The 24,500-nt window shown below is 49.3% G+C and carries 21 protein-coding genes; 19 read left to right on the top strand and 2 right to left on the bottom strand.

Going from position 1 to position 24,500, the window contains the following annotated elements:
* Nucleotides 1-29: 29 nt before the first annotated feature.
* From AC3WU2_RS09515 to AC3WU2_RS09490, 6 genes are all read left to right on the top strand, one after another.
* Nucleotides 30-689 (top strand): hypothetical protein, encoded by a 660-nt coding sequence (locus AC3WU2_RS09515; RefSeq protein ID WP_492453544.1) that lies wholly within the window; start codon nt 30-32, stop codon nt 687-689.
* The gene (locus AC3WU2_RS09510) at nt 686-1,885 is read left to right on the top strand and encodes a glutathionylspermidine synthase family protein (RefSeq protein ID WP_492453542.1); all 1,200 of its coding nucleotides are present in this window, start codon (nt 686-688) and stop codon (nt 1,883-1,885) included. Before AC3WU2_RS09515 ends, AC3WU2_RS09510 begins: the two co-directional genes overlap by 4 nt.
* Nucleotides 1,886-1,888: 3 nt before the next feature.
* Nucleotides 1,889-2,581: a signal peptide protein gene (locus tag AC3WU2_RS09505; protein WP_492453540.1), complete on the top strand. Its 693-nt coding sequence runs from the start codon at nt 1,889-1,891 to the stop codon at nt 2,579-2,581.
* Nucleotides 2,578-2,967: a DUF350 domain-containing protein gene (locus tag AC3WU2_RS09500; protein ID WP_492453539.1), complete on the top strand. Its 390-nt coding sequence runs from the start codon at nt 2,578-2,580 to the stop codon at nt 2,965-2,967. The genes AC3WU2_RS09505 and AC3WU2_RS09500 overlap by 4 nt, the downstream gene beginning before the upstream one ends.
* A 184-nt stretch (nt 2,968-3,151) precedes the next feature.
* Nucleotides 3,152-6,358, top strand: a complete 3,207-nt coding sequence (locus tag AC3WU2_RS09495; protein ID WP_492453537.1) for a DEAD/DEAH box helicase — start codon at nt 3,152-3,154, stop codon at nt 6,356-6,358.
* A 196-nt stretch (nt 6,359-6,554) separates the two neighbouring features.
* Nucleotides 6,555-7,322, top strand: a complete 768-nt coding sequence (locus tag AC3WU2_RS09490) for a polysaccharide deacetylase family protein (RefSeq protein WP_492453535.1) — start codon at nt 6,555-6,557, stop codon at nt 7,320-7,322.
* Nucleotides 7,323-7,371: 49 nt separating this feature from the next.
* On the opposite strand, the gene AC3WU2_RS09485 is transcribed toward AC3WU2_RS09490, so the two are convergent.
* Nucleotides 7,372-8,250 carry an AraC family ligand binding domain-containing protein gene (locus AC3WU2_RS09485; RefSeq protein ID WP_492453533.1) on the bottom strand — a complete coding sequence of 293 codons (879 nt, stop codon included), beginning with the start codon at nt 8,248-8,250 and terminating at the stop codon, nt 7,372-7,374.
* Nucleotides 8,251-8,443: 193 nt separating this feature from the next.
* Between AC3WU2_RS09485 and AC3WU2_RS09480 the strand changes: the two genes are divergently transcribed.
* The 10 genes from AC3WU2_RS09480 to AC3WU2_RS09435 all read left to right on the top strand — a co-directional run bounded on the left by AC3WU2_RS09480 (nt 8,444) and on the right by AC3WU2_RS09435 (nt 19,028).
* Nucleotides 8,444-9,625, top strand: a complete 1,182-nt coding sequence (locus AC3WU2_RS09480) for a galactokinase (RefSeq protein WP_492453531.1) — start codon at nt 8,444-8,446, stop codon at nt 9,623-9,625.
* A 172-nt stretch (nt 9,626-9,797) separates the two neighbouring features.
* Nucleotides 9,798-10,784, top strand: a complete 987-nt coding sequence (galE, locus tag AC3WU2_RS09475) for a UDP-glucose 4-epimerase GalE (protein ID WP_492453529.1) — start codon at nt 9,798-9,800, stop codon at nt 10,782-10,784.
* Nucleotides 10,785-10,788: 4 nt separating this feature from the next.
* Nucleotides 10,789-12,390, top strand: coding sequence for a UDP-glucose--hexose-1-phosphate uridylyltransferase (locus AC3WU2_RS09470; protein WP_492453527.1), 1,602 nt, complete (start codon nt 10,789-10,791; stop codon nt 12,388-12,390).
* Complete coding sequence (locus tag AC3WU2_RS09465; RefSeq protein WP_492453525.1) at nt 12,387-13,256, top strand: hypothetical protein; 870 nt, start codon at nt 12,387-12,389, stop codon at nt 13,254-13,256. Before AC3WU2_RS09470 ends, AC3WU2_RS09465 begins: the two co-directional genes overlap by 4 nt.
* 86 nt (nt 13,257-13,342) lie before the next feature.
* Nucleotides 13,343-13,807: a MarR family winged helix-turn-helix transcriptional regulator gene (locus AC3WU2_RS09460; protein WP_018757130.1), complete on the top strand. Its 465-nt coding sequence runs from the start codon at nt 13,343-13,345 to the stop codon at nt 13,805-13,807.
* Between the two features lie 100 nt (nt 13,808-13,907).
* Nucleotides 13,908-15,200, top strand: a complete 1,293-nt coding sequence (locus tag AC3WU2_RS09455; RefSeq protein ID WP_492453523.1) for a homocysteine synthase — start codon at nt 13,908-13,910, stop codon at nt 15,198-15,200.
* Between the two features lie 234 nt (nt 15,201-15,434).
* The gene (locus tag AC3WU2_RS09450) at nt 15,435-16,598 is read left to right on the top strand and encodes an iron-containing alcohol dehydrogenase (protein WP_492453521.1); all 1,164 of its coding nucleotides are present in this window, start codon (nt 15,435-15,437) and stop codon (nt 16,596-16,598) included.
* A 150-nt stretch (nt 16,599-16,748) separates the two neighbouring features.
* On the top strand, nt 16,749-17,267 hold the full coding sequence (locus tag AC3WU2_RS09445; protein WP_492453519.1) for an NfeD family membrane protein: 519 nt from the start codon (nt 16,749-16,751) through the stop codon (nt 17,265-17,267).
* Nucleotides 17,268-17,282: 15 nt separating this feature from the next.
* Nucleotides 17,283-18,839, top strand: a complete 1,557-nt coding sequence (gene floT, locus AC3WU2_RS09440; RefSeq protein WP_492453517.1) for a flotillin lipid rafts scaffold protein FloT — start codon at nt 17,283-17,285, stop codon at nt 18,837-18,839.
* Nucleotides 18,840-18,890: 51 nt separating this feature from the next.
* Complete coding sequence (locus AC3WU2_RS09435; RefSeq protein ID WP_169445382.1) at nt 18,891-19,028, top strand: hypothetical protein; 138 nt, start codon at nt 18,891-18,893, stop codon at nt 19,026-19,028.
* 342 nt (nt 19,029-19,370) lie between these two features.
* Here AC3WU2_RS09435 and AC3WU2_RS09430 read toward each other — a convergent pair whose 3' ends face one another.
* Nucleotides 19,371-20,585, bottom strand: coding sequence for an MFS transporter (locus AC3WU2_RS09430; protein WP_492453515.1), 1,215 nt, complete (start codon nt 20,583-20,585; stop codon nt 19,371-19,373).
* 196 nt (nt 20,586-20,781) lie between these two features.
* Between AC3WU2_RS09430 and iolD the strand changes: the two genes are divergently transcribed.
* From iolD to iolC, 3 genes are read left to right on the top strand one after another with little or no spacing between them, the layout of a single operon-like run.
* Nucleotides 20,782-22,647 (top strand): 3D-(3,5/4)-trihydroxycyclohexane-1,2-dione acylhydrolase (decyclizing), encoded by a 1,866-nt coding sequence (iolD, locus tag AC3WU2_RS09425; RefSeq protein WP_492453513.1) that lies wholly within the window; start codon nt 20,782-20,784, stop codon nt 22,645-22,647.
* Between the two features lie 17 nt (nt 22,648-22,664).
* Nucleotides 22,665-23,510, top strand: coding sequence for a 5-deoxy-glucuronate isomerase (gene iolB, locus AC3WU2_RS09420; RefSeq protein ID WP_492453511.1), 846 nt, complete (start codon nt 22,665-22,667; stop codon nt 23,508-23,510).
* Nucleotides 23,485-24,486, top strand: coding sequence for a 5-dehydro-2-deoxygluconokinase (gene iolC / locus AC3WU2_RS09415; RefSeq protein ID WP_492453509.1), 1,002 nt, complete (start codon nt 23,485-23,487; stop codon nt 24,484-24,486). Before iolB ends, iolC begins: the two co-directional genes overlap by 26 nt.
* Nucleotides 24,487-24,500: the final 14 nt, after the last annotated feature.

The following is a 24,500-nucleotide window of genomic DNA, read 5'->3' as shown; positions in this document are numbered from 1 at the left end:
CGTGTTGAAGAAAGGGGCGTTAACTTCGGATGAATCAAGAGGGTAAATCGAATCGTTCGCTTAAGAAGTTATTATTTACGGAAGAAGGCAAGCCGCTTCGTGTCTTGTCGACATCGCTAGGCATCGCGTTATTAGCGAATGTCCTGATTATTCCAATGGAACCAGGAAGCGCTGCTGCCGATAACAGTAGCGCCAATGGACCCAAACTCGTCGAATGGTCTTCTGAGGAAGTGAAGAAGTATTTTGACGCTGAAATGGACTGGAACATCCCAGAACTGAAGAAGGAAACGAAGGAAGAGGGCAACGGTGGGACAGTGACGGGGGGAAGCTCGTCGTCAAGCGGCACAACGATTGTACATACAACGTCTGGGTTCGGTTGGGACGATTTGCTCTTATACCACATGATCTTTAACCGCGGTAATTCTTACTCCTCCTCGGGCTGGTATTCGAATCATTCGGCATATGATGTCCGCAGCGGTCAGAATTATCGGCCACGTTCATACACATCAGATACATTCCAGAACAAGCCGGTATCCGGTTCTGCTATGACGCCGAAGACTTCAAGAACGACGGGATCGATTACGAAAAGATCGACTTCCTCCTCACGTGGTAGCATTGGTGGCAAGTCAAGCGGATTCAGTTCGTCTAGTTCAAGTGGATCCCATTCCAGCGGCGGGTTCGGCGGATGAGCAGTCGTGTCATTGAAGTTCGAGGAGTTCCACAGGCCAATCGGCAAGCTCGGGTGAATGAGCTTGAGGCGCTCGGATTTACATGGTCGAATCTCGACCAAGAACAATATTGGATTGATCAGTTAGTCGTCATGAACAGGGATACATATGAGGAGCTTGAAGAAGCATCCAGAGAGTTATGGGCGATCTTCGATAAGGCCGTTCGATTCGTCTGCGGCAGACATGATTTGTATCAAATGATAAGTATACCAGAGGTGTTATGGGAGAGTCTTGATACGACGCTCATGAACGAACCTGGTCTGTTGAGCCGTTATGCAAGATTTGATTTTGCGGTATCAGGCACGGGTGAGATCAAGCTGCTGGAGTTGAATGCGGATACACCGACAGGATACGTAGAAGCAGCCGTTGCGACCCCCTGGATGTGCAGGCAGTATGGGGTAGATTCCCCGAATGAACAGATGGCGAGGCGGATTCAAGAGGCTTGGGCCGTTGAGCGTCCAGATACCGCAGCATGTGTCGCCTATGGACAGCATGCCGAAGACTCAGGAACGATAAATATGCTCGTTCGGCATAGCGGGCTCGATATCACTTGTGTGGATTGTTTGGATTTGTGGATCGATGAAGGAATTGTTCGTGATGCATCAGGGAGACAGATTGAGCGAATGTTCGCACTCTATCCGAAAGAATGGATGGCTGTGGATGATGGCGGGGATGCCTTGGCGTATTCCATGGAGATGGGTTATCTACAATTGTTCAATCCGCCGCATGCAATTTTATTGCAATCCAAAGGGCTGCAAGCGCTGATCTGGGGGCTGCATGAATTAAATCTATTGTATACGCCGGACGAGAAGACGGTTATCGAACGATATATGCTGCCCACGTATAATAAAGCGGTGTTCGACGGCAGCTTTGTCTCCAAATCGATGTTCGGTCGCGAGGGCGGATCGGTCAAAATATTCGATGGCAGCGGGCAATTGGAAGTTCAAGATGAAGCGGGATTCGATACGAGTCGGCTATTTCCGTTAATCTATCAGAAAAGAGCCGAATTAGCGCAAATTCATCTCGAATCGGGGAGCTTCCATTTGCTAACGGGGATGTTCATGATCAATGGAGAGCCTTGCGGCTTGCTTGGGCGTGCAGGGGGACCGATTACGGGGAATGCAAGTCATTTTGTGGCGATAGGGGTAGGGGGATAGAAGATGAGTCAGTATAGAAGGAAAGGATCAAACTCCACAGCGGATCATACCGCATCGCGTCTCATTCAATTTGTCATCATTGGCATTATTGTCTTAGTATTTATCGGAATTGCTTCGGGTGGATGCTCGAACCAAAACGATGATTGGGATTCATCTGTTTCATCTTCATACACAGAGGATTCGTCTTCGAATACGAACACAGTTCCTTGGGATTATCGCATTGTGGAAGGGACCGTGGGCGATCTGATCGGCAGTGATATGACGGTTCTGCCGGATAATGAACTCATTCCAAATGATGATAATTATGGCACCGGGGATCAAGTATGGACGCTGCAAGCGATGGAAGCTGATATGAACACGAATTCGCAGGATCGGGCCGATGTGACGCTGACTGCTTGGGAATCGCTCAAGACATTCAAGTCCAAGCAAGCTGCACAAGAAGACCTCGATAAGCTGAAAATTCAGTTAAAAACGGAAGTTGATTTGGTAGGCGTCTACAAGACAGAATACCAAGGTAAGACTCGTCAATTCGCGGTCATCACGCTTCCGTCAGGACAGCATGTGAAGCAGCCGATTGATGCGGATCGATACCAATCATTTAAGTCGTTGAAAAAAGTGAATATCATTCTGGAAGAAGTGCACGATTTCTCGAATTATGATCTGACATATGCCAAGTTTAGGGGATGGGCGAAATGATCGTATTAAATATATTTATAAGTGTTGTTGTGATCGTTGTCTTGCAATTGCTTGGCATGGTTATTTTCAGCTTAATGACGCCGTATAATGACCTGGAAGAATTGAAGAAAGGGAATGCGGCTGTGGGGCTCGCCATGGGCGGCAAATTTTTCGGAACAGCGATCCTGCTTGGCGTGTCGGCCTATACTAATGCTTCGATCTGGCATATGATGCTGTGGTTCGCAGTGGGATACATTTGTCTCATCGCCGCCTATTGGATATTTGAATGGGTGACCCCGGGGCTGAAGCTATCTGAACATCTGAAAAACGGGAATATTGCAGTCGGAATTCTGCTCTGCTTCGTGTTCATCGGGATGAGCTTTGCTGTAAGCAGTCTAATCATATAAAAGGTACCATACGAAGGGCTGTTCACGTATATTGTGAACGGTCCTTATGCTTATTTATCGCAATTATCTAGGTAGAAATGAACATTTTTAGCCCATTGTCGGTTATACTTAAGAACAGTGGATAGAAATCGATGCCGCTTAACACAAGAGTCGTTAATGGACTTTGGCGGAGGGGAATCACATATTGGTTAGAGACGAACAATGGAATGGACTATGGCTCCATGATCGATTTTTTTGCTATAGATGGGATTGGAAAGATGTTCGGGATTTAGATGAGGCATTAGAGGATATTCGAATGCGTGCGGAAGAGACGGGTGAACGACTGTGGCGGCCTTGGGTACAGCGACGGGTAGAGCTCAGCTTTCCTACGGGCGGATATCCTGATTCGACCGGGCAGGAGATACGTACTACGGGCGGGCGGCGACGTGAGGTCATTGGCTTTACGTTGCCTGCTCATTCGATTCTACAGTTGTTCAACAAAGCGGACTATGCTGAACAATTGCAGAAGATTCTAGGTGTACAAGAGGAAGAATTATTAGGGCGGGACCTGCATTATTGGCGACGAACAGTGCTATTCGCACAAGATTTGATCGATCGTAAATGCTGGGTTCCGGATGTCGAAATCGGATTAAAAACGGGAAAAGCTACCTGGCGGCCGAATTTGGATCGTGAAGCTGACATGGAGCAATTCTATCGGTTAGCGGAGGCGATGCCGGCTGCGAGCCTTGCAATGGCAGGCCGTGAAGAGGGGGCGACGTCGTGGCGAACACCCGAAGAGGCGCTCTTCTCCTTCCTGATTGCGATAATCGATAGCACCGTCAGAGAACAGATTCATGCGGTAACAAGGCAGCGGCTACCTATGACGGAAGCGATTGGGGCTACCTGGGGCGGAGCTGTTCTGCCGAAGCTGATGGCAGGGAATCGGATGGCGGAGATGTGGTGGAAGCAGATGTTATCCGCGCAGCAAGCGGTAACGTTCTCAGCGAATGCGCAAGAGATGGAGGCGCTGGCAGCCGATATTCAGCATTGGACGCGGGCCTATCATCCACTTCGTTCACCGCAGGAGACAGCGGCACTACAGCTCGGTCTTCGTCTTACGGCAGACCAAGACAGTGAGTCTACCGATCAACAACAGACAGAAGCGATACCGACTTGGCGTCTTCATATCTTCATGCAGCCTGAAGACGAGCCTAATTTAATGATACCGATGGCAGAGATTTGGCAGGAACAGCGTTCAGAGACACGTTGGTTCCACCGTCGATTTCGACATATTCAAGAGGTGCTTCGAAAGAAGCTGAGAGATGCAGCTCGGATTTATCCGCCATTATCACGTGTGTTCGACGAGGCGGACGGTTCGGATGGGCTAAGTATGGATACGATGGAAGCTTATCAATTCTTGGTGCGATACGCCGATATTCTGGAGGAATACGGCGTCCTTGTTCAGTTGCCTTCTTGGTGGACTGAAGCAGGACGTAGGCGGCTTGGCATTAAGTTAAGTCTTACGAATCAGGAAGATCGCCAGCTTGAAGACGTGACGGTAAATGGTTCTCCAAGTCGGTTCGGACTCGAGCAGCTTCTTCAATTCGATGCCCAGGCGGCAGTAGGGGACGAACCGATTACCCTTGAAGAATTGGAACAATTAACGCAGCAGGAGCTTCCGCTCGTTCACTTTCGTGGTCATTGGGTGGAGATGAATTCGAAGGATATTGATCGTGCCGTTCATTTTCTAAAAGAGCGTACGAAGGTAGATATGACGCTCGGAGAGCTCATGCATCTCGCTGCGGAGAGTGCTTACGGAAGTGCTTCGTTCGACGGGATTCCGATCTCCGGTTACGAGCTACCGAACCGTCTTCGAACGTTTTTGGACGGGGATTGGATGCATGAAATGCGGGATCGTGAAGTGCCAGATACGCTGCAAGGCACATTACGAACGTATCAGGTTACAGGATATCAGTGGCTTACATCCATGCGAGACTTGGGGTTTGGGACCTGTCTTGCGGATGATATGGGACTTGGGAAGACCGTTCAGATTATTACTTTACTTCTTAGTTCGTATCGGCATGAGGCGCTGCCATTAGGCATGGGACCGGCACTTATTATCTGTCCGACCTCACTCCTTGGCAATTGGCAGCGTGAGCTTACACGATTCGCACCTAGCTTGAAGGTTTATATTCACCACGGCAGCTTCAGGCTGCAGGATCAGCTCTTTATGGAACAGGTCCAGCAGTATGACGTGATTCTGACGACTTACAATTTAATTGGCCGGGATGAAGCAACGTTTCGACAGCTGCATTGGACATACATCATATTGGATGAGGCGCAAAATATTAAGAACGAGCATGCGAAGCAGACGCAGAGTATTCTAAGACTTCGATCGCATTACCGCGTTGCGGTTACAGGTACGCCAGTGGAGAACCGACTAAGTGAATTATGGTCGATTTTTCGCTTCTTAAATCCAGGATACTTGGGATCCGCTTCCGTATTCCGAAGTCGATTCGCAACGCCGATTGAGCGAGATCATGATGAAGTTAGGCTTGAACGTCTTAAACGATTAGTCACACCCTTCGTGCTCCGGCGGGTGAAGACGGATCCGAACATCAGCAAGGATCTACCGGATAAGATCGAGACCAAAGCGTATTGCAACCTGACGAAGGAACAAGCTGCCCTCTATCAGTCGACGGTCAGAAATATGCTCGCACAGATCGATGCAGCCGAGGGAATGAAGCGGAAGGGTTATGTGATGGCCAGCCTCACGAAACTGAAGCAGATTTGCAATCATCCCGCGTTGTTCCTGCAAGACAATCAATCAAGTAGCAAGCGCTCGGGGAAAATGGAGCAGCTGTTGGAGCTTGTACGCAGCATTCGCGAAGCAGGTGAAGCGGTCTTGATTTTCACCCAGTATGTTCAAATGGGGCATTTGCTCGTCGAGCAGTTGCGTAAAGAAACGGGGCAGACGCCATTGTTCCTGCATGGTGGTGTACCGAAGAAGGACCGAGATCTGATGGTGGATGAATTTCAGCAGCCGAATGGTCCGGATATCTTCGTCCTCTCTGTCAAAGCGGGAGGCGTCGGTCTTAACTTAACCCGAGCGAATCATGTCATTCATTTCGATCGCTGGTGGAACCCCGCGGTGGAGAACCAGGCAACAGATCGTGCATTCCGCATTGGTCAGACACGCAATGTTCAGGTTCATAAATTAATCTGTACGGGTACACTCGAAGAGCGAATCGATGAGATGATTGAATCGAAACGAGCCTTATCTGAACAGGTTGTGGGTTCCGGTGAGATGTGGATTACCGAGTTATCTACGGCGCACTTACGGAACTTGCTCGAACTCCGCGAGGAAGCACTCGAGGAAGATGATGCATGGAATGGAGAATTCGCTACATGAGAAAACCTTCATCGAAGTCCTTTCAAGTTGAGCGACCGCGGTTAGAGGTTGTTTTTATCGCCAAATAGCATTTTCGTTTTGAGATGTCAAAACTTAGTAAATTCAATTGTGGTAAAATAGCCATCGGATGGGGACACTCTTATAATGCATTGTTGATTAGGATTAAGGATAGGGCATAGGAGTGTTGAATAAACCCATGTTATCGTATCTTCCGTTGTTATGGACGCTCACTGTAGGGGCTAGTATCTTTCAAGCAGACCCGCCGTTCCCGGTTGGGCTGCAGGAAGGACCAGCGAAGAGCAGGCAATATTATGAAGCTCGTGGCGAGATTGTATGGGAGGTGCCGATGGAGCGTAAGCTCGTGGCACTCACTTTCGACGATGGGCCAGATCCGAGACAGACGCCGGGAATTCTTGAGCTGCTCAAGCAATATGAAGCGAAAGGGACTTTTTTCGTGATGGGCAAAAAGGTAACCGCGCATCCCGAGCTCTTGAAGCGGGAATCGGACGAAGGCCATGAGATTGCGAATCATACGTACAATCACTTATATTTCAATGCGAATGTATCGAGTCAGAAGCTTGGCGATGAGATTGATGCCACAAGTGATGCGATTATGAAAGTAAGTGGATCGCGTCCCCACTTGTTTCGTCCGCCAGGAGGGTTCTACAATGAACGAATGATTAAGATGGCCAAGGAGAAAGGGTACCTCGTCATCCTATGGTCTTGGCATCAAGATACGAAGGATTGGCGTTCTCCGGGTGTCTCTTATATCGTGCGTAAAGTGCTGAACAATGTACGCGGCGGCGACATTATTCTGTTCCATGACTCTGTAGAGGGTTCAGGTCGCAGCCAGACGGTAGAGGCATTGAAGATTATTCTTCCCGAACTGAAAGAACGCGGATATAAATTCGTTACCGTGTCGCAGCTCATTCAGAATACAAAGACCATTCCAGCGAAGAAATAATGGGTTGTTCTCGATGAAAAATCGTAAAAAAGCCTTCAACGGCACCTAGTTATTGGTGTGCGTTGGAGGCTTTTTGTGTGGTAGCAATACGATATTCTGTTGGAGACATGGCATAGAAACGACGAAATTGGCGTGAGAAATAGAGCGCGTCTTGGATACCGACGGAAGCGGAAATTTGCTCTATGGTTAGCTCCGTTCGCTCCCGAAGCAGTTGTCTTCCTTTGTCAATCCGCAGCTTCAGAAGAAAGGTGACGGGTGACATTTGGGTGGCTTGCTTGAAAATACGTGAAAGGTAGGCTCGATTATAACCTAGACTTTCTGCCATATCTTCAATCGAAATCGGCTGGGCATACTGCGTGGATAAGTATCGGATCATTTGTGTGACGGCTTGCTGGCTGTGTTGGTCGGCCGTGATAAGCTCTTCGCTTTGGTTCAAAATGTCGTGGTACGTGGCAAGAATCTGATACAGGTACCCCGTTGCGGTTAGATGACTGCTTGGTTTACGACTCTGGAAAACTTGCTGAATCTGATGCATATGCGACAAAATGGGTGTTGCATCCTTCATACGGACGACAGGGTGGTGCGATGTAAATCCGACATCACGGAGAATTTGTTCTGCGGAAGTCCCGTCGAACGCGACCCAGCGGTAATGCCACGGTTCCACTTCGTCGGATACATAGCTGACGAGCTGCTCAGGACTGATGAGGAAGCTGTCGCCTGCCTCGAGTGCGTACGATTGCTGCTCAAGGGTGAACAAGCCACGACCAGAAATAATATGGTGCAGCAAATAATAATCATAGACTTTGGGTCCTAGCTTATGTTGGGGCTTGGTCTGGCTCTCCCCGGAGAATAGCACGTGGAAATCACTTCGATCCTGAAAAATAGGATTGGATGCGACAGCATAGGTATAAGTTGGAAAGGTGCGCATCGCGACGATCACCTCGATTAGTAGGTTGGATTTGATATTTATTCTATCTCAAAAAGTCACATAAATCCATGTGGAAGCAACATCGTTTTATATTCAATGGCAGCATATTCCTGTATACTAAGGTTAATTCATAGATGCGCTGGATATGGCGACTATGAATCTATCCCGCGGAGAAAAGAGAAGGTGAATTCAATTGTCGAACACGTTACATGAGACATTGCAGAGCAGCTTTTTACAATATTATGGTCCGAGCGATCAAGCGATCCAGTGGTTCCATGCCCCTGGTCGCGTGAATTTGATCGGTGAGCATATTGACTACAACGGTGGGTTCGTGTTCCCGGCCGCATTACAGTTCGGAACCACATTGTGTATTCGCCCGCGTACGGATCGTAAGGTCGTGATGCGATCAACGAACTTCGATGGCACAAGTGAAATCGCATTAGATGCGCTTCCAGCATCTAAATCGAATGCTTGGACAGATTATCCGACAGGGGTCGTCGTTACGCTGCAGGAAGCTGGATATCCGATTACGAAGGGGTATGAGATGCTCTTCCACGGGGAGATTCCGAACGGCTCAGGACTTTCCTCATCGGCTTCGATTGAAGTGGTTACGATGTATGCATTATTATCGCTTGAAGGTCACAAGACGGACCGTAAAGAAATTGCGGTGTTATCACAGAAGGTGGAGAATCAATTCGTCGGCGTGAATTGCGGCATTATGGATCAATTTGCGGTTGCGAATGGACGCAAGGATCATGCGATCCTGCTCAATTGTGATACGCTCGAAGAGAAGCTTGTTCCTTTCCAAGCGGGACAGTATAAGCTGGTGATCGGGAATACGAAGAAGCGCAGAGGATTGGTGGATTCCAAATATAATGAACGCCGCCAAGAATGTGATGAAGCCGTTGCAATTCTAGCACAGCATGTGCCAGGGCTGAAATTACTCTGCGAATTGTCGAGCGAAGCATTTGAGCCGATTGCTCACCATATTACGAACGAGACTGTGCGTAACCGTGCTCGCCATGCAATTGAAGAGAACGATCGTGTATTACAATCGGTGGCGTACTTGACGAACGACGATCTCGTGAATTTTGGTCTATTGATGCAAGCATCGCATAACTCATTGCGGGATCTCTATGAAGTAAGCTGCTTTGAATTGGATGTCATGGTCGATGAAGCATTGAAAGTGCCAGGTGTGCTAGGCGCACGGATGACGGGCGCAGGCTTCGGCGGATGTACCGTAGCGCTTGTTCATGAGGATCAAGTAGAGAAATTCATTCAACAGGTTGGCGAAGTCTACGAGCAGAAGACAGGGATTCAAGGGGAATTCTATGTGTGTGATGTAGGGAATGGCGTCGAGCAACTGATTAAATAATATAGATCAACTTATCAGCACCGAGAAGGTTGCATGAAACTGAACAAAGAGGAACTGAGTTTAGGTAGAACCTAAATGAGTACCGGATTTGGAAGGTGAATGCAAGATTCGATGTCGAATTACTTCTCGATTAACTTCGTGATCATAAGTTGATAGAGGGAGTGGAGAAACGATGGCAATTATGGTAACAGGCGGTGCAGGATATATTGGGTCACATACGGTAATGGAATTGGTCACGCGCGGTGAGGATGTTGTCGTTGTCGATAATTTATACCAAGGGCATCGTGGCGCGGTACGTGGCGGGAAATTGTACGAGGGGGATATTCGCGACCGTGATTTCCTTACTCAAGTGTTCCGTGAGAACCAGATTGATGCGGTGATTCATTTTGCAGCGAATTCCTTGGTTGGCGAGAGCATGCAGAACCCGGGCAAATACTACGACAATAATGTCTACGGTACACTATGCTTGCTCGAAACGATGAATGCGTTCGGTGTGAAAAACATCGTATTCTCCTCGACAGCAGCGACGTACGGTGAACCGGAGAAGGTACCCATTGAAGAGACGGATCGGACAGAGCCGACTAATGCGTATGGTGAGACAAAGCTTACCATGGAACGGATGATGCGTTGGTTCGATACGGCACACCGTATGAAATACGTGTCACTTCGTTATTTCAATGCAGCTGGGGCGCATGAGAGCGGCCTTATAGGCGAAGATCATCAACCGGAATCGCATTTGATTCCACTGGTATTACAGACAGCGCTCAAGCAGCGTGAATTTATTGCCGTATTCGGTGAAGATTATCCAACGACTGACGGGACTTGTGTACGTGACTATGTACATGTCACAGATCTAGCGGACGCGCATATTCGCGCAGTGCAATATTTACGCGATGGCGGCGACAGTAATATCTTTAACCTTGGCAGCGGAAACGGGTTCTCCGTACGTGAGGTCATTGAGACGGCGAAGAAGGTGACGGGGCTCGACATACCTGTGCAAATGCAAGAACGACGCGCCGGGGATCCTGCCGTATTAGTTGCTTCCTCGGCCAAAGCAAGACAAGTTCTCGGATGGAACCCAACGCGTGAACGGTTGGAGCAAATTATTGAATCCGCTTGGAACTGGCACAGTCAGCATCCGAATGGCTACGGGGAGTAAAATCATGATGACGCAGACGGAGAACCATGTACAATCGGAGCAGGCCTTAGTCGCGATTGAGCGTCTTGTTCAGTTCGCAGCGCATAAGAAGATGATTGCTGCGGAGGATGTGAACTACGCACGCAATGTATTGCTGGATCTGTTTCAATTTCATGCTCCTTACATGGGCGTATGGAGTGCAGATGAGGTCCCTGCGGATGAACCGCATGCGCTCCTCGCACAGTTAATCGATTACGGTTTTACAATTGGGCTCATGCCAGAACGGAATACGACCTACGCTGATCTACTCGATGCGAAAATCATGGGGCTCCTGATGCCGAGACCTTCGGAAGTGGTGCGGAATTTCCGCGATACGGCGACGGACCAAGGTGTGGAGGACGCGACGACGGACTTCTACAATTTATGTATTGATTCGAATTATATTCAGATGGAACGGATTCGCAAGAACAGCTATTGGCGGCATTCTTCGGACTATGGCGATATCGAAATGACGATTAATCTATCCAAGCCGGAGAAGAATCCGCAAGAGATCGCGATGGCGCTTAAAGCCGCCCCTTCGCATTATCCGAAATGTCTATTATGCGCGGAGAATGTGGGGTACGCAGGTCGATTGAATCATCCAGCACGCCAGAATTTACGGGTTATTCCCGTCGAACTGACGCAAGAGCCGTGGTTCTTCCAGTACTCTCCATACGTGTACTATAATGAACATTGTATCGTATTCCACAGCGAACATGTCCCGATGAAGTTAACGCATGAGACGTTTGCACGTCTGGTTGATTTTGTGGATCAATTCCCGCATTACTTCGTGGGAACGAATGCAGACCTACCGATTGTTGGCGGCTCGATTCTGACACATGATCATTTCCAAGGCGGACGGCATACGTTCCCGATTGAGCTATCTTCACTTGAGACGCGATTCTTGCATGATGCGCATCCTGCAGTTCAGATTCATCGCGTGAAATGGCCAATGTCCGTGCTTCGTCTAACGAGCAAGAAGCGGGAAGCGTTATTGAGCGCGGCCAATGAAGTCTACGATGCGTGGAAATCCTATAGTGACGAGAACGCGAATGTAATCGCATATAGTGAACGTGACGGACAGCTTGTCCCTCACAATACGGTAACGCCGATTGTTCGCTATAATGCGAAGGGTGAATACGAGATGGATCTGGTGCTTCGGAACAATCGGACAGACGCGGATCATCCGGAAGGCATCTACCATCCGCATCGTCATTTGCATCATATTAAAAAAGAAAATATCGGACTTATCGAAGTGATGGGTGTCGCGATTCTGCCAGGCCGTCTGAAATCACAGCTTGAGCAGATTGCGCAGATTCTGAGCGGAGAATTGCCTTGGACGAATGAACGTACTGAGGACCACTATGCTAGCATTGCTGAGCATATTCCTTGGGTGGAACAGCTCCGTGCTACACATGGCCAGCTGTCGTCGAAGGACGAGGCGATGCGTATTGTTGAACAGGAAGTTGGCGACAAATTCGTTGAAATTCTATCGTGTGCGGGTGTGTACAAACGAACGGAGCAGGGCATTGCAGCATTTAATCGCTTCGTTCACAGTATGGGTTGGAAGGAGACTACAGAAATATGAGTACAATGCAATATCAACAAGTTGATCATGAGGTATGGGGACCATGTCTAGAAATTGTGAACGAAGATGTTCAGCTCCTCGTGACCTTGAATTATGGCCCTCGTATTATTCATTGCAGTCTCGTAGATGGCAAGAACCTGTTCTTTGAAGATCCGAATAACAAGTACCATGAAGAGAATGGGTTTCGCTTGTGCGGCGGTCACCGTTTCTGGCTGAGTCCAGAGATTTATCCGGATACGTATGAGCCTGCCTTATCGCCAGTAGAATGGAAGCAGACTGAAGCGGGCCTCGTCTTTACATCGGGTGTCGATCATGTGACTTCGACGCAGAAGGAGATTGTCATTTCCTTCATCGATCGCCGTGTTCATGTCAGACATCGTGTGACGAATTTGGGTGAGAAGGCTATCGAGCATGCGGCATGGGCATTATCTATGATGGCACCGGGGGGGACGGCATTGGTGCCACAGCCGGATAGTTATGCCGATCTGCTGCCGAACCGCAAGTTGATTGTATGGCCCTATACAGATATGTCCGATCCTCGAGTTCATTGGGGGAAGGACGTCATTACGGTTGCACAGCGCAGCAATACGGTACCATTCAAGTTCGGGATGAATCAAGTGAAACAGTGCGCTGCATATTACAATGACGGTGTATTGTTCCAGAAAACATTCGAGCATCGCGAAGGAGCCAACTACCCGGATTTCGGCTGTTCTTTTGAATTGTATACAAATGAAGATTTCTTGGAACTTGAGTCCCTTGGGCCGCTTGTAACGATCCAGCCGAACGAGTCGATCCAGCATGATGAATGGTGGACGATCAAACGCAGTGACAGTATTGTAGATAGTCTGAAACAACTGCCTTTCTGAGCCTAGCTCAGAAAGGTTTTTCTTTCTTTGGACTGGAAATTATCTTATAATAGGAGAATTGTCATTACCGTAGTAGGGGGATCAACGTGGAGTCGTCCAATCATTTCGAAGAATCGAATAAACAACAAGAAGAACGAGAAGTATTATTGCATCAATTGCATGACATGATGGAGGTTATTCTACAGAAGAATTCACCAGACCGCCATTACCTTCGGGATGTGGAGCACCTGGGCGCGGGATCCATGTATGTATTAAATGCCTTGTATCAGAAAGGGGTATGCCGTGCTTCGGATATTGCGCATAGCCTTGAAATCACATCCGGTGCTGTAACAGGGCTGACAGACAAGCTGCTCTATATGGGACTGATTCATCGGGAGCGATCCGAAGAAGATCGGCGCGTCGTACTCCTGTCCTTGAGTGATCAAGGCCGCGAGACGTATATGCGATTACGCAATGCGCGTTCCGAGCGATTGAAGGCTGCCTTTTCTCATGTAGGAACGGATGAAATTGAGTGTTTGCATCAAATCTTATCCAAAATTAAAAATCAATAAACAGTAAATTATAGAGGAAAGTCTTTCCAAGCCTGCAGAACTATGCGAGAATAAGGGGAGTAATACCCATAAATCCTATAGATGCAGGGAGGAATTAAATATGTCTCAAGAACGTCCTTTTGATTTTGAAACACTTGCTATTCATGCCGGTCAAGAAATTGATCCGACAACATTATCACGTGCAGTTCCGCTCTATCAGACAACTTCCTATGCTTTTCGCGACACCGATCATGCTGCGAACTTATTCGCACTGAAGGAATTCGGCAACATCTATACGAGATTAATGAATCCGACGACCGATGTATTCGAGAAGCGTGTTGCAGCACTGGAAGGCGGTCCAGCTGCGCTCGCGGCGGCATCGGGACAAGCTGCGATTACTCTCGCGATTCTGAATATCGCAGGCTCTGGCGATGAGATCGTATCTGCTTCAACGTTATATGGTGGGACTTATAATCTCTTCTCAACGACACTCGCTAAGCTTGGCATCAAAGTGCATTTTGTGGATTCAAGCAATCCGGAGAATTTCCGCGCAGCCATTACACCGAACACGAAGGCGCTCTATGCGGAGACGATCGGGAATCCGAAAGGCGATGTACTAGACATTGCGGCGGTAGCAGCGATTGCGCACGAGCACGGTATTCCGTTAATTGTCGACAATACGTTCCCAAGCCCGTACTTGCTTCGTCCATTGGAGCACGGCGCAGATATCGTCGTTCATTCTGCGACCAAATTCATTGGCGGACATGGAACATCGATTGGCGGCGTCATCGTCGACGGCGGGAAATTCGATTGGAAAGCAAGCGGGAAGTTCCCAGGCTTAACAGAACCGGATCCAAGCTACCATGGTGTGGTGTATACCGATGCAGTGGGTCCGATTGCATATATTATCAAGGCACGCGTGCAATTGCTTCGGGATATGGGTGCGACTTTGTCGCCATTTAACGCATTTATGCTGCTGCAAGGACTGGAGACCCTTCATCTGCGGATGGAGCGCCATAGTTCGAATGCGCTACAGGTAGCGCAGTTCCTAGAAGCACATGATGCCGTCGAGTGGGTGAACTATGCAGGACTACCAAGCCATTCCTCCTATGAGCTTGCTCAGAAGTATCTGCCGAAGGGTCAAGGCGCGATCATGACCTTTGGCATCAAGGGTGGCTTGGAGGCTGGACGTAAGCTGATCAATAACGTGAAGCTGTTCTCGCACCTTGCGAATGTTGGCGATTCGAAATCATTGGTTATCCATCCTGCGAGCACAACGCATCAACAGCTCAGCGAAGATGAGCAAATTTCCGCAGGGGTTCATCCAGGCATGATTCGGGTGTCCATCGGTACGGAATCGATTCAAGATATTTTGCATGATTTGGGGCAAGCTATTGCTGCAAGCCAAGCGTAATGATTAGAGAAGGGGCCGTAAGGCTCCTTTTTCTGTAACCACAATAGAATTTATAAGTTTCGCTGTAAACGAAACACCCACATTCTATTTGGCGATAAAAACAACTTCTAAACGCGGTCGCTCATCTTTGAAAGTACTTCGATCGGAGTTTTTCTCATTAGAAGTAGAACGGGATACAGTGGTATACTAGGGAAGGCGAGAGTAATCGCATTTAATCGCATGAGGAGGATACGTATGCAACCCTTTCAATTTCATAATCCAACAAGACTGATATTTGGTGAAGGTCAAATTCAGATGCTCACACAGGAAATTCCGAAGTATGGTTCGCGTGTATTGCTGCTCTATGGCGGAGGCAGTATCAAACGAAATGGCCTCTATGAGCAGGTATTGCTGCAATTAGAAGCCGTTAGTGCCTATGTCGTTGAACTCGGTGGAGTTGAACCGAATCCCCGGCTGTCTACGGTACATAAAGGCGTCGAGATTTGCAAAAAAGAACAGATTGACTTAATTCTGGCTGTTGGCGGGGGGAGTGTCATTGACTGTGCGAAAGCCATTGCGGTTGGCGCGAAGTATGACGGCGATGCATGGGATTTCATGACCCACCAGGCTGTTCCGCAAGATGCGCTTCCGCTGGGTACGGTGTTGACGATTGCAGCGACAGGCTCCGAGATGAACGGGGGTTCCGTAATCACGAATTGGGAGACGCAGGAGAAGCTTGGTTGGGGCACCCCGCTCGTCAATCCGAAGTTCTCGATTCTGGATCCGAACTATACGAAGTCATTGCCTCGTGACCAGACGATTTATGGCATGGTCGATATGATGTCGCATGTGTTCGAGCACTACTTCCATCATGAGCCGAACACAATGCTGCAGGATGGCTTCTGCGAGGCGCTGCTGCGTACGGTCATGGAGACGGCGCCGAAGCTGCTCGAAGATTTGCAGAGCTATGAGCATCGTTCAACGATTCTCTACTGCGGAACGATGGCACTCAATGGCGTGCTCAACATGGGATATAACGGGGACTGGGCAACGCATAACATCGAGCATGCGGTATCGGCCGTATATGATATTCCGCACGGCGGCGGACTTGCGATTCTGTTCCCGAATTGGATGATGCATGTGCTGGATGAGAATGTTGGACGCGTCAAACAGATGGCAGTGAATGTATTTGGTATTGATCCATCAGGCAAAAGCGACCGCGATGTCGCACTCGAAGGGATTGAGGCGCTTCGCAGCTTCTGGAATTCGATTGACGCGCCTAGCCGATTAGCAGATTATAATATCGATGATTCTAAGCTTGAAGCCATGGCAGATAAAGCGATGAAATTTGGTCCATTCGGCAACTTCAAGAAGCTCAATCGTGAGGATGTGCTCGCGATTTATCGCGCATCATTGTAAGCTTGAATGGTATAATATGTATCAAAGGAAGGAAGCGTAGTATGCGGGATTGTCCCTGCTTGTTACGCTTTTTTCTCATTTTTTGAAACAATTTCCTAATATTTGCGTAATACATATATATCAGATCTGATAAGATGAAGGAGGTGTGAAATGGTCGCATTTTATTGGGGCTGTCTAGCATTTGGCGCTTTATTTGCACTCATAAGTGTTGTCTTGGGGGACATTCTTAGCAGTGTGTTCGATGGCATGCTCGACTTTTTATCGATTGATTTCTTACAGCCGATGGTTATCGCTACGGCGGTGACGACACTTGGCGGCGCGGGAATTCTTCTCACGAAATATTCGCCGTTTACGACGCTGGTATGTCTAGGCATGGCCGTCATCATTGCATTATTGTTAGCGGTCGCCGTGTATTTCGGTTATGTGAAGCCGATGCAGAATAGTGAGAATTCGACAGGCTTTTCGATCCAAGAGTTGCAAGGTAAAATCGGTCAGGTCACGGTCGCCATTCCTTCTAGCGGATTTGGTGAAGTATTAGTACGGATCGGAGCAGGGCATACGAATCAGATTGCAGCGAGCTTCGATGCAGTGAACATCGCGGATGGAAGCCAAGTTGTTGTGGTGGAGATCCGTGAAGGCGTAGCCTATGTATCCCCAATAACCCTCTAAGATAGGAGAGATTGTATGTCAGAAATTCCAGATTTCCTCATCATTCCAGGTATTGTGATTGCCGTCATTATTGTTTTTGGTCTAGCCTTTTGGGCGCGTTACAAAACGGTAGGTCCGGATAAAGCCATGATCGTTACGGGTTCTTTTCTAGGTGGTGGGTCGACGATTTCAACGGATGATTCGGGTCGCAAAATAAAAATTGTTCGCGGCGGAGGCGCATTCATTTGGCCCATTTTCCAACAGTCTCAGTACATATCCTTACTCTCACATAAGCTCGATGTCTCGACACCGGAAGTCTATACGGAACAAGGGGTTCCGGTTATTGCGGACGGCGTAGCGATTATTAAGGTCGGTGGTTCCGTAGAAGACGTGGCGACCGCCGCAGAGCAGTTCATTGGCAAGCCGATTGAAGCTTTGAAAGGGGAAGCGCAGGAGGTGCTTGAAGGCCATTTGCGTGCAATCCTTGGTTCGATGACGGTGGAAGAAGTATATCGAAATCGCGATAAATTCGCACAAGAGGTGCAAGGCGTTGCAGCGCGTGATTTGAAGAAGATGGGTCTTCAGATCGTGTCATTCACGATCAAAGATGTTCGCGATAAGCAAGGTTATCTGGATGCACTCGGGAAGCCGAGAATTGCAGCGGTGAAGCGGGATGCGGAGATCGCCGAAGCGGAAGCGGTGCGAGATGCGCGGATTCAGAAAGCAAAGGCGGAAGAAGAAGGACAGAAAGCCGAACTCATTCGTGATACAAATATTGCGGAAGCCGGGAAAGCAAAAGAGCTCAAAGTGGCATCCTTTAAGAAGGAGCAAGATACAGCAAAGGCGGAAGCGGACCAAGCGTACCAGATCCAAGAAGCGAAAGCCAAGCAGCTCATGGTTGAAGAGCAGATGAAAGTTGAGCTCGTACGTAAGGATCGGGAGATCGATCTTCAAGAGAAGGAAATCCTCGTTCGTCAGAAGCAATATGATGCGGAAGTGAAGAAGAAAGCCGATGCGGATAAATACGCGGTCGAACAAGCGGCGGAAGCCGATAAGGCGCGTAAGATGCGGGAAGCAGAAGCATTGCAATATTCCATCGAAGCGCAAGCGAAGGCAAACGCCGAGCAGAAGCGTCTCGAAGGGATGGCGATTGCGGACGCGGAACGTGCGAAAGGTACTGCCGATGCGGAAGTCATTCGACTTCGCGGTCTAGCGGAAGCCGAAGCGAAAGAGAAGCTGGCCGAAGCATTCCAGAAATTCGGTGAGGCAGCGATCCTCGATATTATCGTGAAAATGCTCCCAGAGCTTGCTGGTAAAATCGCAGAGCCGATCTCATCGATCGAGAAGTTGACGGTTGTAGATACAGGGAATGGTGCCGGCGCTGCGCGCGTCAGCAATTATGTAACCCAACTGATGGCGACAGCGCCGGAAATGTTGAAAAGCGTATCAGGTATCGACGTCGAATCGCTGATCAAAGGGATGACGGCGAAAGTGGGTCAGCGTAACGAGTCGAACGAAATCGCTGCAACGTCATCCGTACCGTCTGCTCTAGCTGCGCTGGTCGCTGAACAGAAGCCAAAGGCGCAAGAATAGGATGAGTAATTCTTGGATGAATTGACATCCTATGGTGAGGAGGTGATTTCCTTGCCACATAACAAATCGCAGAAAATCAACGATCAGCACAACAAGTCGCGTTTGAAAGAAGAGGCCGTGACTTCAAGTACTGAAAAGGCGTCCCGTCGTCCTCCAAGCTTGAATAACATATCCAAGCAGGACTCCTAAATGAACAAAGCCATCTCAGCTGATGCGGAGATGGCTTTGTTTTGTTTGTTTTAAATTACGTGTGCGTTCGGTTGATTGTTAGAGCGGGTGCGTTGTACCGAAGCTAACGAATCGTAAACCGCTTATTGATGCGGAAATGCAGTGAATTTTGAGCTAACGAACCGTAGTCACGCTATTGGTATCAAAATGAGCGGAAAAGGGCGGTTTGTGGCTGAATAGCGTATGTGAGGTTCGTTAGAAAAAATAATCGCGACATTTGGGGCAAATAAGGATTGCTGGGTTCGTTAGCGGGACGTTGGGTGATTGGGGTACTTTCAAAGTAAACTACCCTGTTCACGCCCGCTAATCTTCCAGACGTATCTGTCCTTCCTTCATATTCCAAGCGAGCACGGTGCAGATGAGTAAAATCGCGACCATGAGATAGACGGCGGAGAGCCAGGATTCGCTGTCCCCCTTGATCCATTGCATCGCTGCGATGACGAGTACACCACCTAGATTGCCTGCGAGCATCATCAGTCCTGTCGCTTCACCGGCATGCTTCTCGCCGGCGATTTCTTCGGTCATGGAGAGCAGCAAAGCATACCCCGGAAGGAACATAAAACCCAGTAAACCACTGAATAGCAGCAGGGCACCCATATTCCCTGTTGTACATAACGGGTAGGTGAGCAGCAGCGCCACCGCACAACAGAGGATGAGGAATGGCTTGCGTCGACGATAACGATCCGAGATGGCAGGAATGATCGCGGCACCCAACATACCGAAGATGATGAGCATACCGCCGACGAGCCCGGCTTGTTCAGCGTTCACCCCATAAGGCTTCAAGATCGGTTCGAGCCAGGAGGTAATGCCGTTGAAGAAGCCGAGCGCAAAGAAGGCGATGATGCAAATGAGAAGCAATTGCCGATTGCGAAGCAAGGGGAGGAGTTCTCTCCATCGTACGGAAGGCTGCGCTTGCTGTTGATTGCCTTGGGGATTAGGATACGCAACAAGCCAGAAGAATAAGGTAGCAAGGACAGTAAGCCCGGCGAAAATAATCATGGTGACTTGCAGATTCGTTGCTGTGACTAATATTGGCGTGGTTGCTAGCGCGAGGGCCATCCCTGCGAACATGCCTACGGTTCCCAGCCCTGTTGCCATCGCTTGTCGATCTCGTGGGAACCAATCTGCGACCAGTTTGGTAATGCCATTCATGACATAGGGCTGACCGATCGCAATGCCGACATGACCAATGACGAGGAAGATGAATTGCTGATCGAAGATCCGAACACAAGCGAAAATGGCCATGAACAATCCGCCAATCCCTACCCCGAATCGATAGCCTCGTCGATTGATGACGATTCCCGCATGTACGGATAGGAGAACATAGACGAGCGGGAACACCATTAACAGTAAGTTCATGCTTTCTTCGGATACATGATAACGTTCCTCCAGCGTTGTAATGAGCGGCGCGAAATTCAGCCAGAGCATCTGGCTTATGCCTGCTAGCAGCGTGAAGCTGAGCAAGACCGTCCAACGATTGGTAAAGGCGCTCACGCCCTGATGTTCCTCTCGAGACAAGAAGCATTCCCCCCTCCATTCCGAGATAGATTATCGCACATCCCTTTATACGCACGATTATATTAATATTCTTGAAGGCTTATTCCTCACCCTACCCAAACATTCTCTCATAGCATGCTAGAATCCGGCATATAAGATGGGAGCGGGTTTTTTCATACCAGCGTAGCTCGATCATAGAACGAGAGGGTGAAATGAAATGGGTGTGCTTCGATTAACGATGGCACAGGCGTTGCTGAAGTTTCTTGATCAACAGTACGTAGAGCGTGACGGGAAGGAAACGAAATTTGTAAAAGGCGTCATGGGCATCTTCGGACACGGCAATGTGCTTGGGATTGGCGAGGCGTTGGAGCGGGAGCCGGGAAATTTGCAATTCATCCAAGGGAAAAATGAGCAAGGCATGACGCATGCCGCTGTCGCATATGCGAAACAGAAAAATCGACTCGAAATTTTCGCGTGTACGTCATCCATTGGACCGGGCGCCTTGAACATGGTGACAGCCGCTGCGACGGCGACGGTGAATCGAATCCCGGTCCTGCTGCTGCCAGGGGATATCTTTGCATGTCGACAACCGGATCCCGTGCTGCAGCAGATTGAGCATCCGATGGATTATACGATATCGGCGAATGATGCGTTTAAGCCTGTGAGTAAATATTGGGATCGAATCACTCGGCCGGAGCAATTGATGAGCTCGATGATGCAGGCGATGCGCGTGTTGACGGACCCTGTGGAGACAGGGGCGGTGACGATCTGCTTGCCTCAAGATGTACAGACGGAAGCCTATGATTATCCAGAGCATTTTTTCGCGAAAAGAGTCCATTCGATTGATCGGATGCCACTAAGTAAGTCGGCATGTGACAGAGCCGTTCAATTACTTGCGCGCAAAAAGACGCCATTGCTGATCGCAGGCGGCGGTGTCCACTATTCCCTTGCCTATGAGCCGGTTCTTCAATTTGCTGAGGCATTTGGCATCCCCATAGCCGAGACCCAAGCGGGTAAAAGTGCCGTACCTTGGCATCATCCGCTCTATATGGGTGGCATAGGAACGACAGGTTCGCTCTCAGCCAATCAGCTAGCGAAGGAGGCAGATGCGATCATTTGTGTCGGAACACGGTTAGGGGATTTTGCAACGGCATCGAAGTCAGCTTTCCTTCATCCAGAAGTGGAATTCATCCATATCAATATAAACAACTTCGACGCGGGGAAGATGAATGGCGTCAAACTGGTTGCCGATGCAGCAGAAGCCTTAAAGGAACTAACGGATGTACTCCTAGCGAGAGGGTATAAATCGTCTTATGATGCTGCGGAGCTTGTAGCGAAGAAGGCAGAATGGAACCAAGAAGTGGATCGACTGTATGCAGTGGAGCTAGAACAAGGCTTGTCGCAGACGTGCGTCCTTGGTGAAATCAATCGGTTCATGGACGGCCATGAAGTCATTGTGGCGGCGGCAGGCAGTCTACCAGGGGATCTTCATCGGTTATGGCGCTCCGAACGTCCGAAATCCTACCATATGGAGTACGGATTCTCTTGTATGGGGTATGAAGTCGCAGGTGCATTTGGGGTCAAATTAGCCGAGCCGGATCATGAAGTGTATGCACTTATCGGGGACGGCAGTTATTTGATGCTTCATTCCGAGCTGGTTACGAGCCTGCAGGAGGGTGTGAAAGTGAATGTTATTTTGCTAGACAATCATGGGTTCCAATGTATTCACAATTTACAGAAGGATCACGGCAGCGATGGGTTCGGCAATGAATTCAGATATCGCAGTCGGGAAATGGGCGGTCTGACAGGGGACTATATTGCGATAGATTACGCAGCGCATGCGAGAAGTATGGGCGCAACAGCTTACACCGTGACGAGCATTGAGCAATTAAGAGATGCGCTTCATCAAGCGAAGCAAGAGAAAAGTTCAACGCTAATCGCTGTACAGGTGCTGCCGGGGACAAATTCAGGTGGTTATGAATCGTGGTGGAGAGTGGATGTACCGGAAGTCTCGACGAGCGATCAGGTCCAGCGTGCCTACCAGCGGATGCATGAGAAGACGAATCGGGCGTTAAACATCTAAGGAGAGGAGCGAATGCAATGTCGAATCTACTTATACGAGGCAAGCAGCCGGACGCAGCGGGGAACACCCTGACAATAACACCACAATCTGCGGGTTGGCAGTATGTCGGATTTCAAGTCTATAAGCTGCGACCCGGCCAATGCTTAAGTCAAGAAACAGGAGCGAACGAGATCTGTGTTGTGGTGCTGAGCGGAATTGCCAATGTATCCACGCAGCATGAGCGTTACAACCAGATTGGCCGCCGCATGAGCGTGTTCGAGCAGACACCGCCTTTTTCCGTATACGTGCCTGCACGAGACGAAATTCAGGTTGAAGCAATGACGGAACTCGAAATCGCCATATGTGAAGCACCTGCTGAAGGTCGATTGGAAGCGCGATTGATTACGCCGGAGCAGGTAGGCGTTGAACAACGAGGGTATGGCGCGATGGAGCGAACGATCCACAACATCCTACCGGAACGTGAAGAAGCCGAGCGGCTGCTCGTCGTCGAAGTGTTCACGCCAGCCGGGCACTGGTCCAGCTATCCACCGCATAAGCATGATCAGGATGATCTGCCGCACGAATCGCTGCTGGAGGAGACGTACTTTTACAAAATTGCGCCTGTAGAAGGGTTTGCCATGCAGCGCGTATACACCGACGACTTGTCGCTTGATGAGACGATCGTCGTTCACGACGGCGATGCGGTCATGGTCCCGCGCGGATATCATCCCGTCTCAGCGCCGCCGGGATATGGTGTCTATTACTTGAACGTAATGGCTGGACCGATGCGCACATGGAAGTTCCATAATGATCCGAATCATGAATGGTTATTGAGACCGGGGAAGGAGGCGTCTATGCATGAGTTTAATCCCGTTTCAGAATAACCGACCACTCGATTTGATCGGGTTAGGAAGATTGTGTATCGACTTGAATGCGAACGAAATTCATCGCCCGTTAGAGGAGACCGTCACGTTCACGAAATATGTGGGCGGCTCACCAGCCAACATCACGATTGCGATGTCACGTCTCGGAATGAACACTGGATTTATCGGCAAAGTCGCGAGTGATGCGCATGGGCGCTTTATTGTCCACTATTTGCAGAAGACGAATATCAATACGGACGGCATTTGTGTGGATCAGACGGGCAGCGTGTCAGGTCTTGCTTTTACGGAGATCAAATCGCCTACAGATTGCAGCATTCTGATGTATCGTGACAATGTGGCCGACCTGAAGCTGACGCCATCCGAAGTGAGTGAAGACTATATTCGCCAAGCAAAAGCCTTACTAATCTCGGGTACCGCCCTTGCACAGAGCCCTTCCCGCGAAGCCGTGTTCAAAGCGCTCACGCTGGCGAACAAACATCAAGTCGCTATCATCTTCGATATCGATTATCGCCCATATACGTGGACATCCAAGGAGGAGACGGGGATCTACTGCAGGCTTGTCGCAGAGAAATCGGATGTTATTATCGGCGGCAGAGAAGAATTTGACTTGATCGAAGCGTTGGATGGCCCGCTGCGTCATGACGACGAGGCGACAGCGCGCCAGTGGTTCCATCATCGCGCTCATGTGGTGGTCGTTAAGTGCGGTGGGGAAGGCTCGGTCGCTTTTACCGCACAAGGGGAACGCTCCGAAGGTCATGTATTCCCTGCCCAGGTGGTCAAGACGTTCGGAGCCGGGGATTCCTTTGCAGGTGCCTTTATCTATGGGATGATGCAGGGATGGAGCTTGAGTCGATGTCAGCAATTCGGCAGCGCTGCCGCCTCGATTGTGGTGTCGAGCCATAGCTGCTCGGACGCAATGCCTACGGTAGAACAGATTCAAGCACGAATCGATCGCTATATTCAGCAAGGGTTGTAGGACAGCCCGTTGCC

The organism is Paenibacillus sp. EB106-05-06-XG162 (assembly GCF_058791655.1).
The sequence above is the reverse complement of the archived record's forward strand: the minus strand, read 5'-3'. Positions and strand labels throughout refer to the sequence as shown.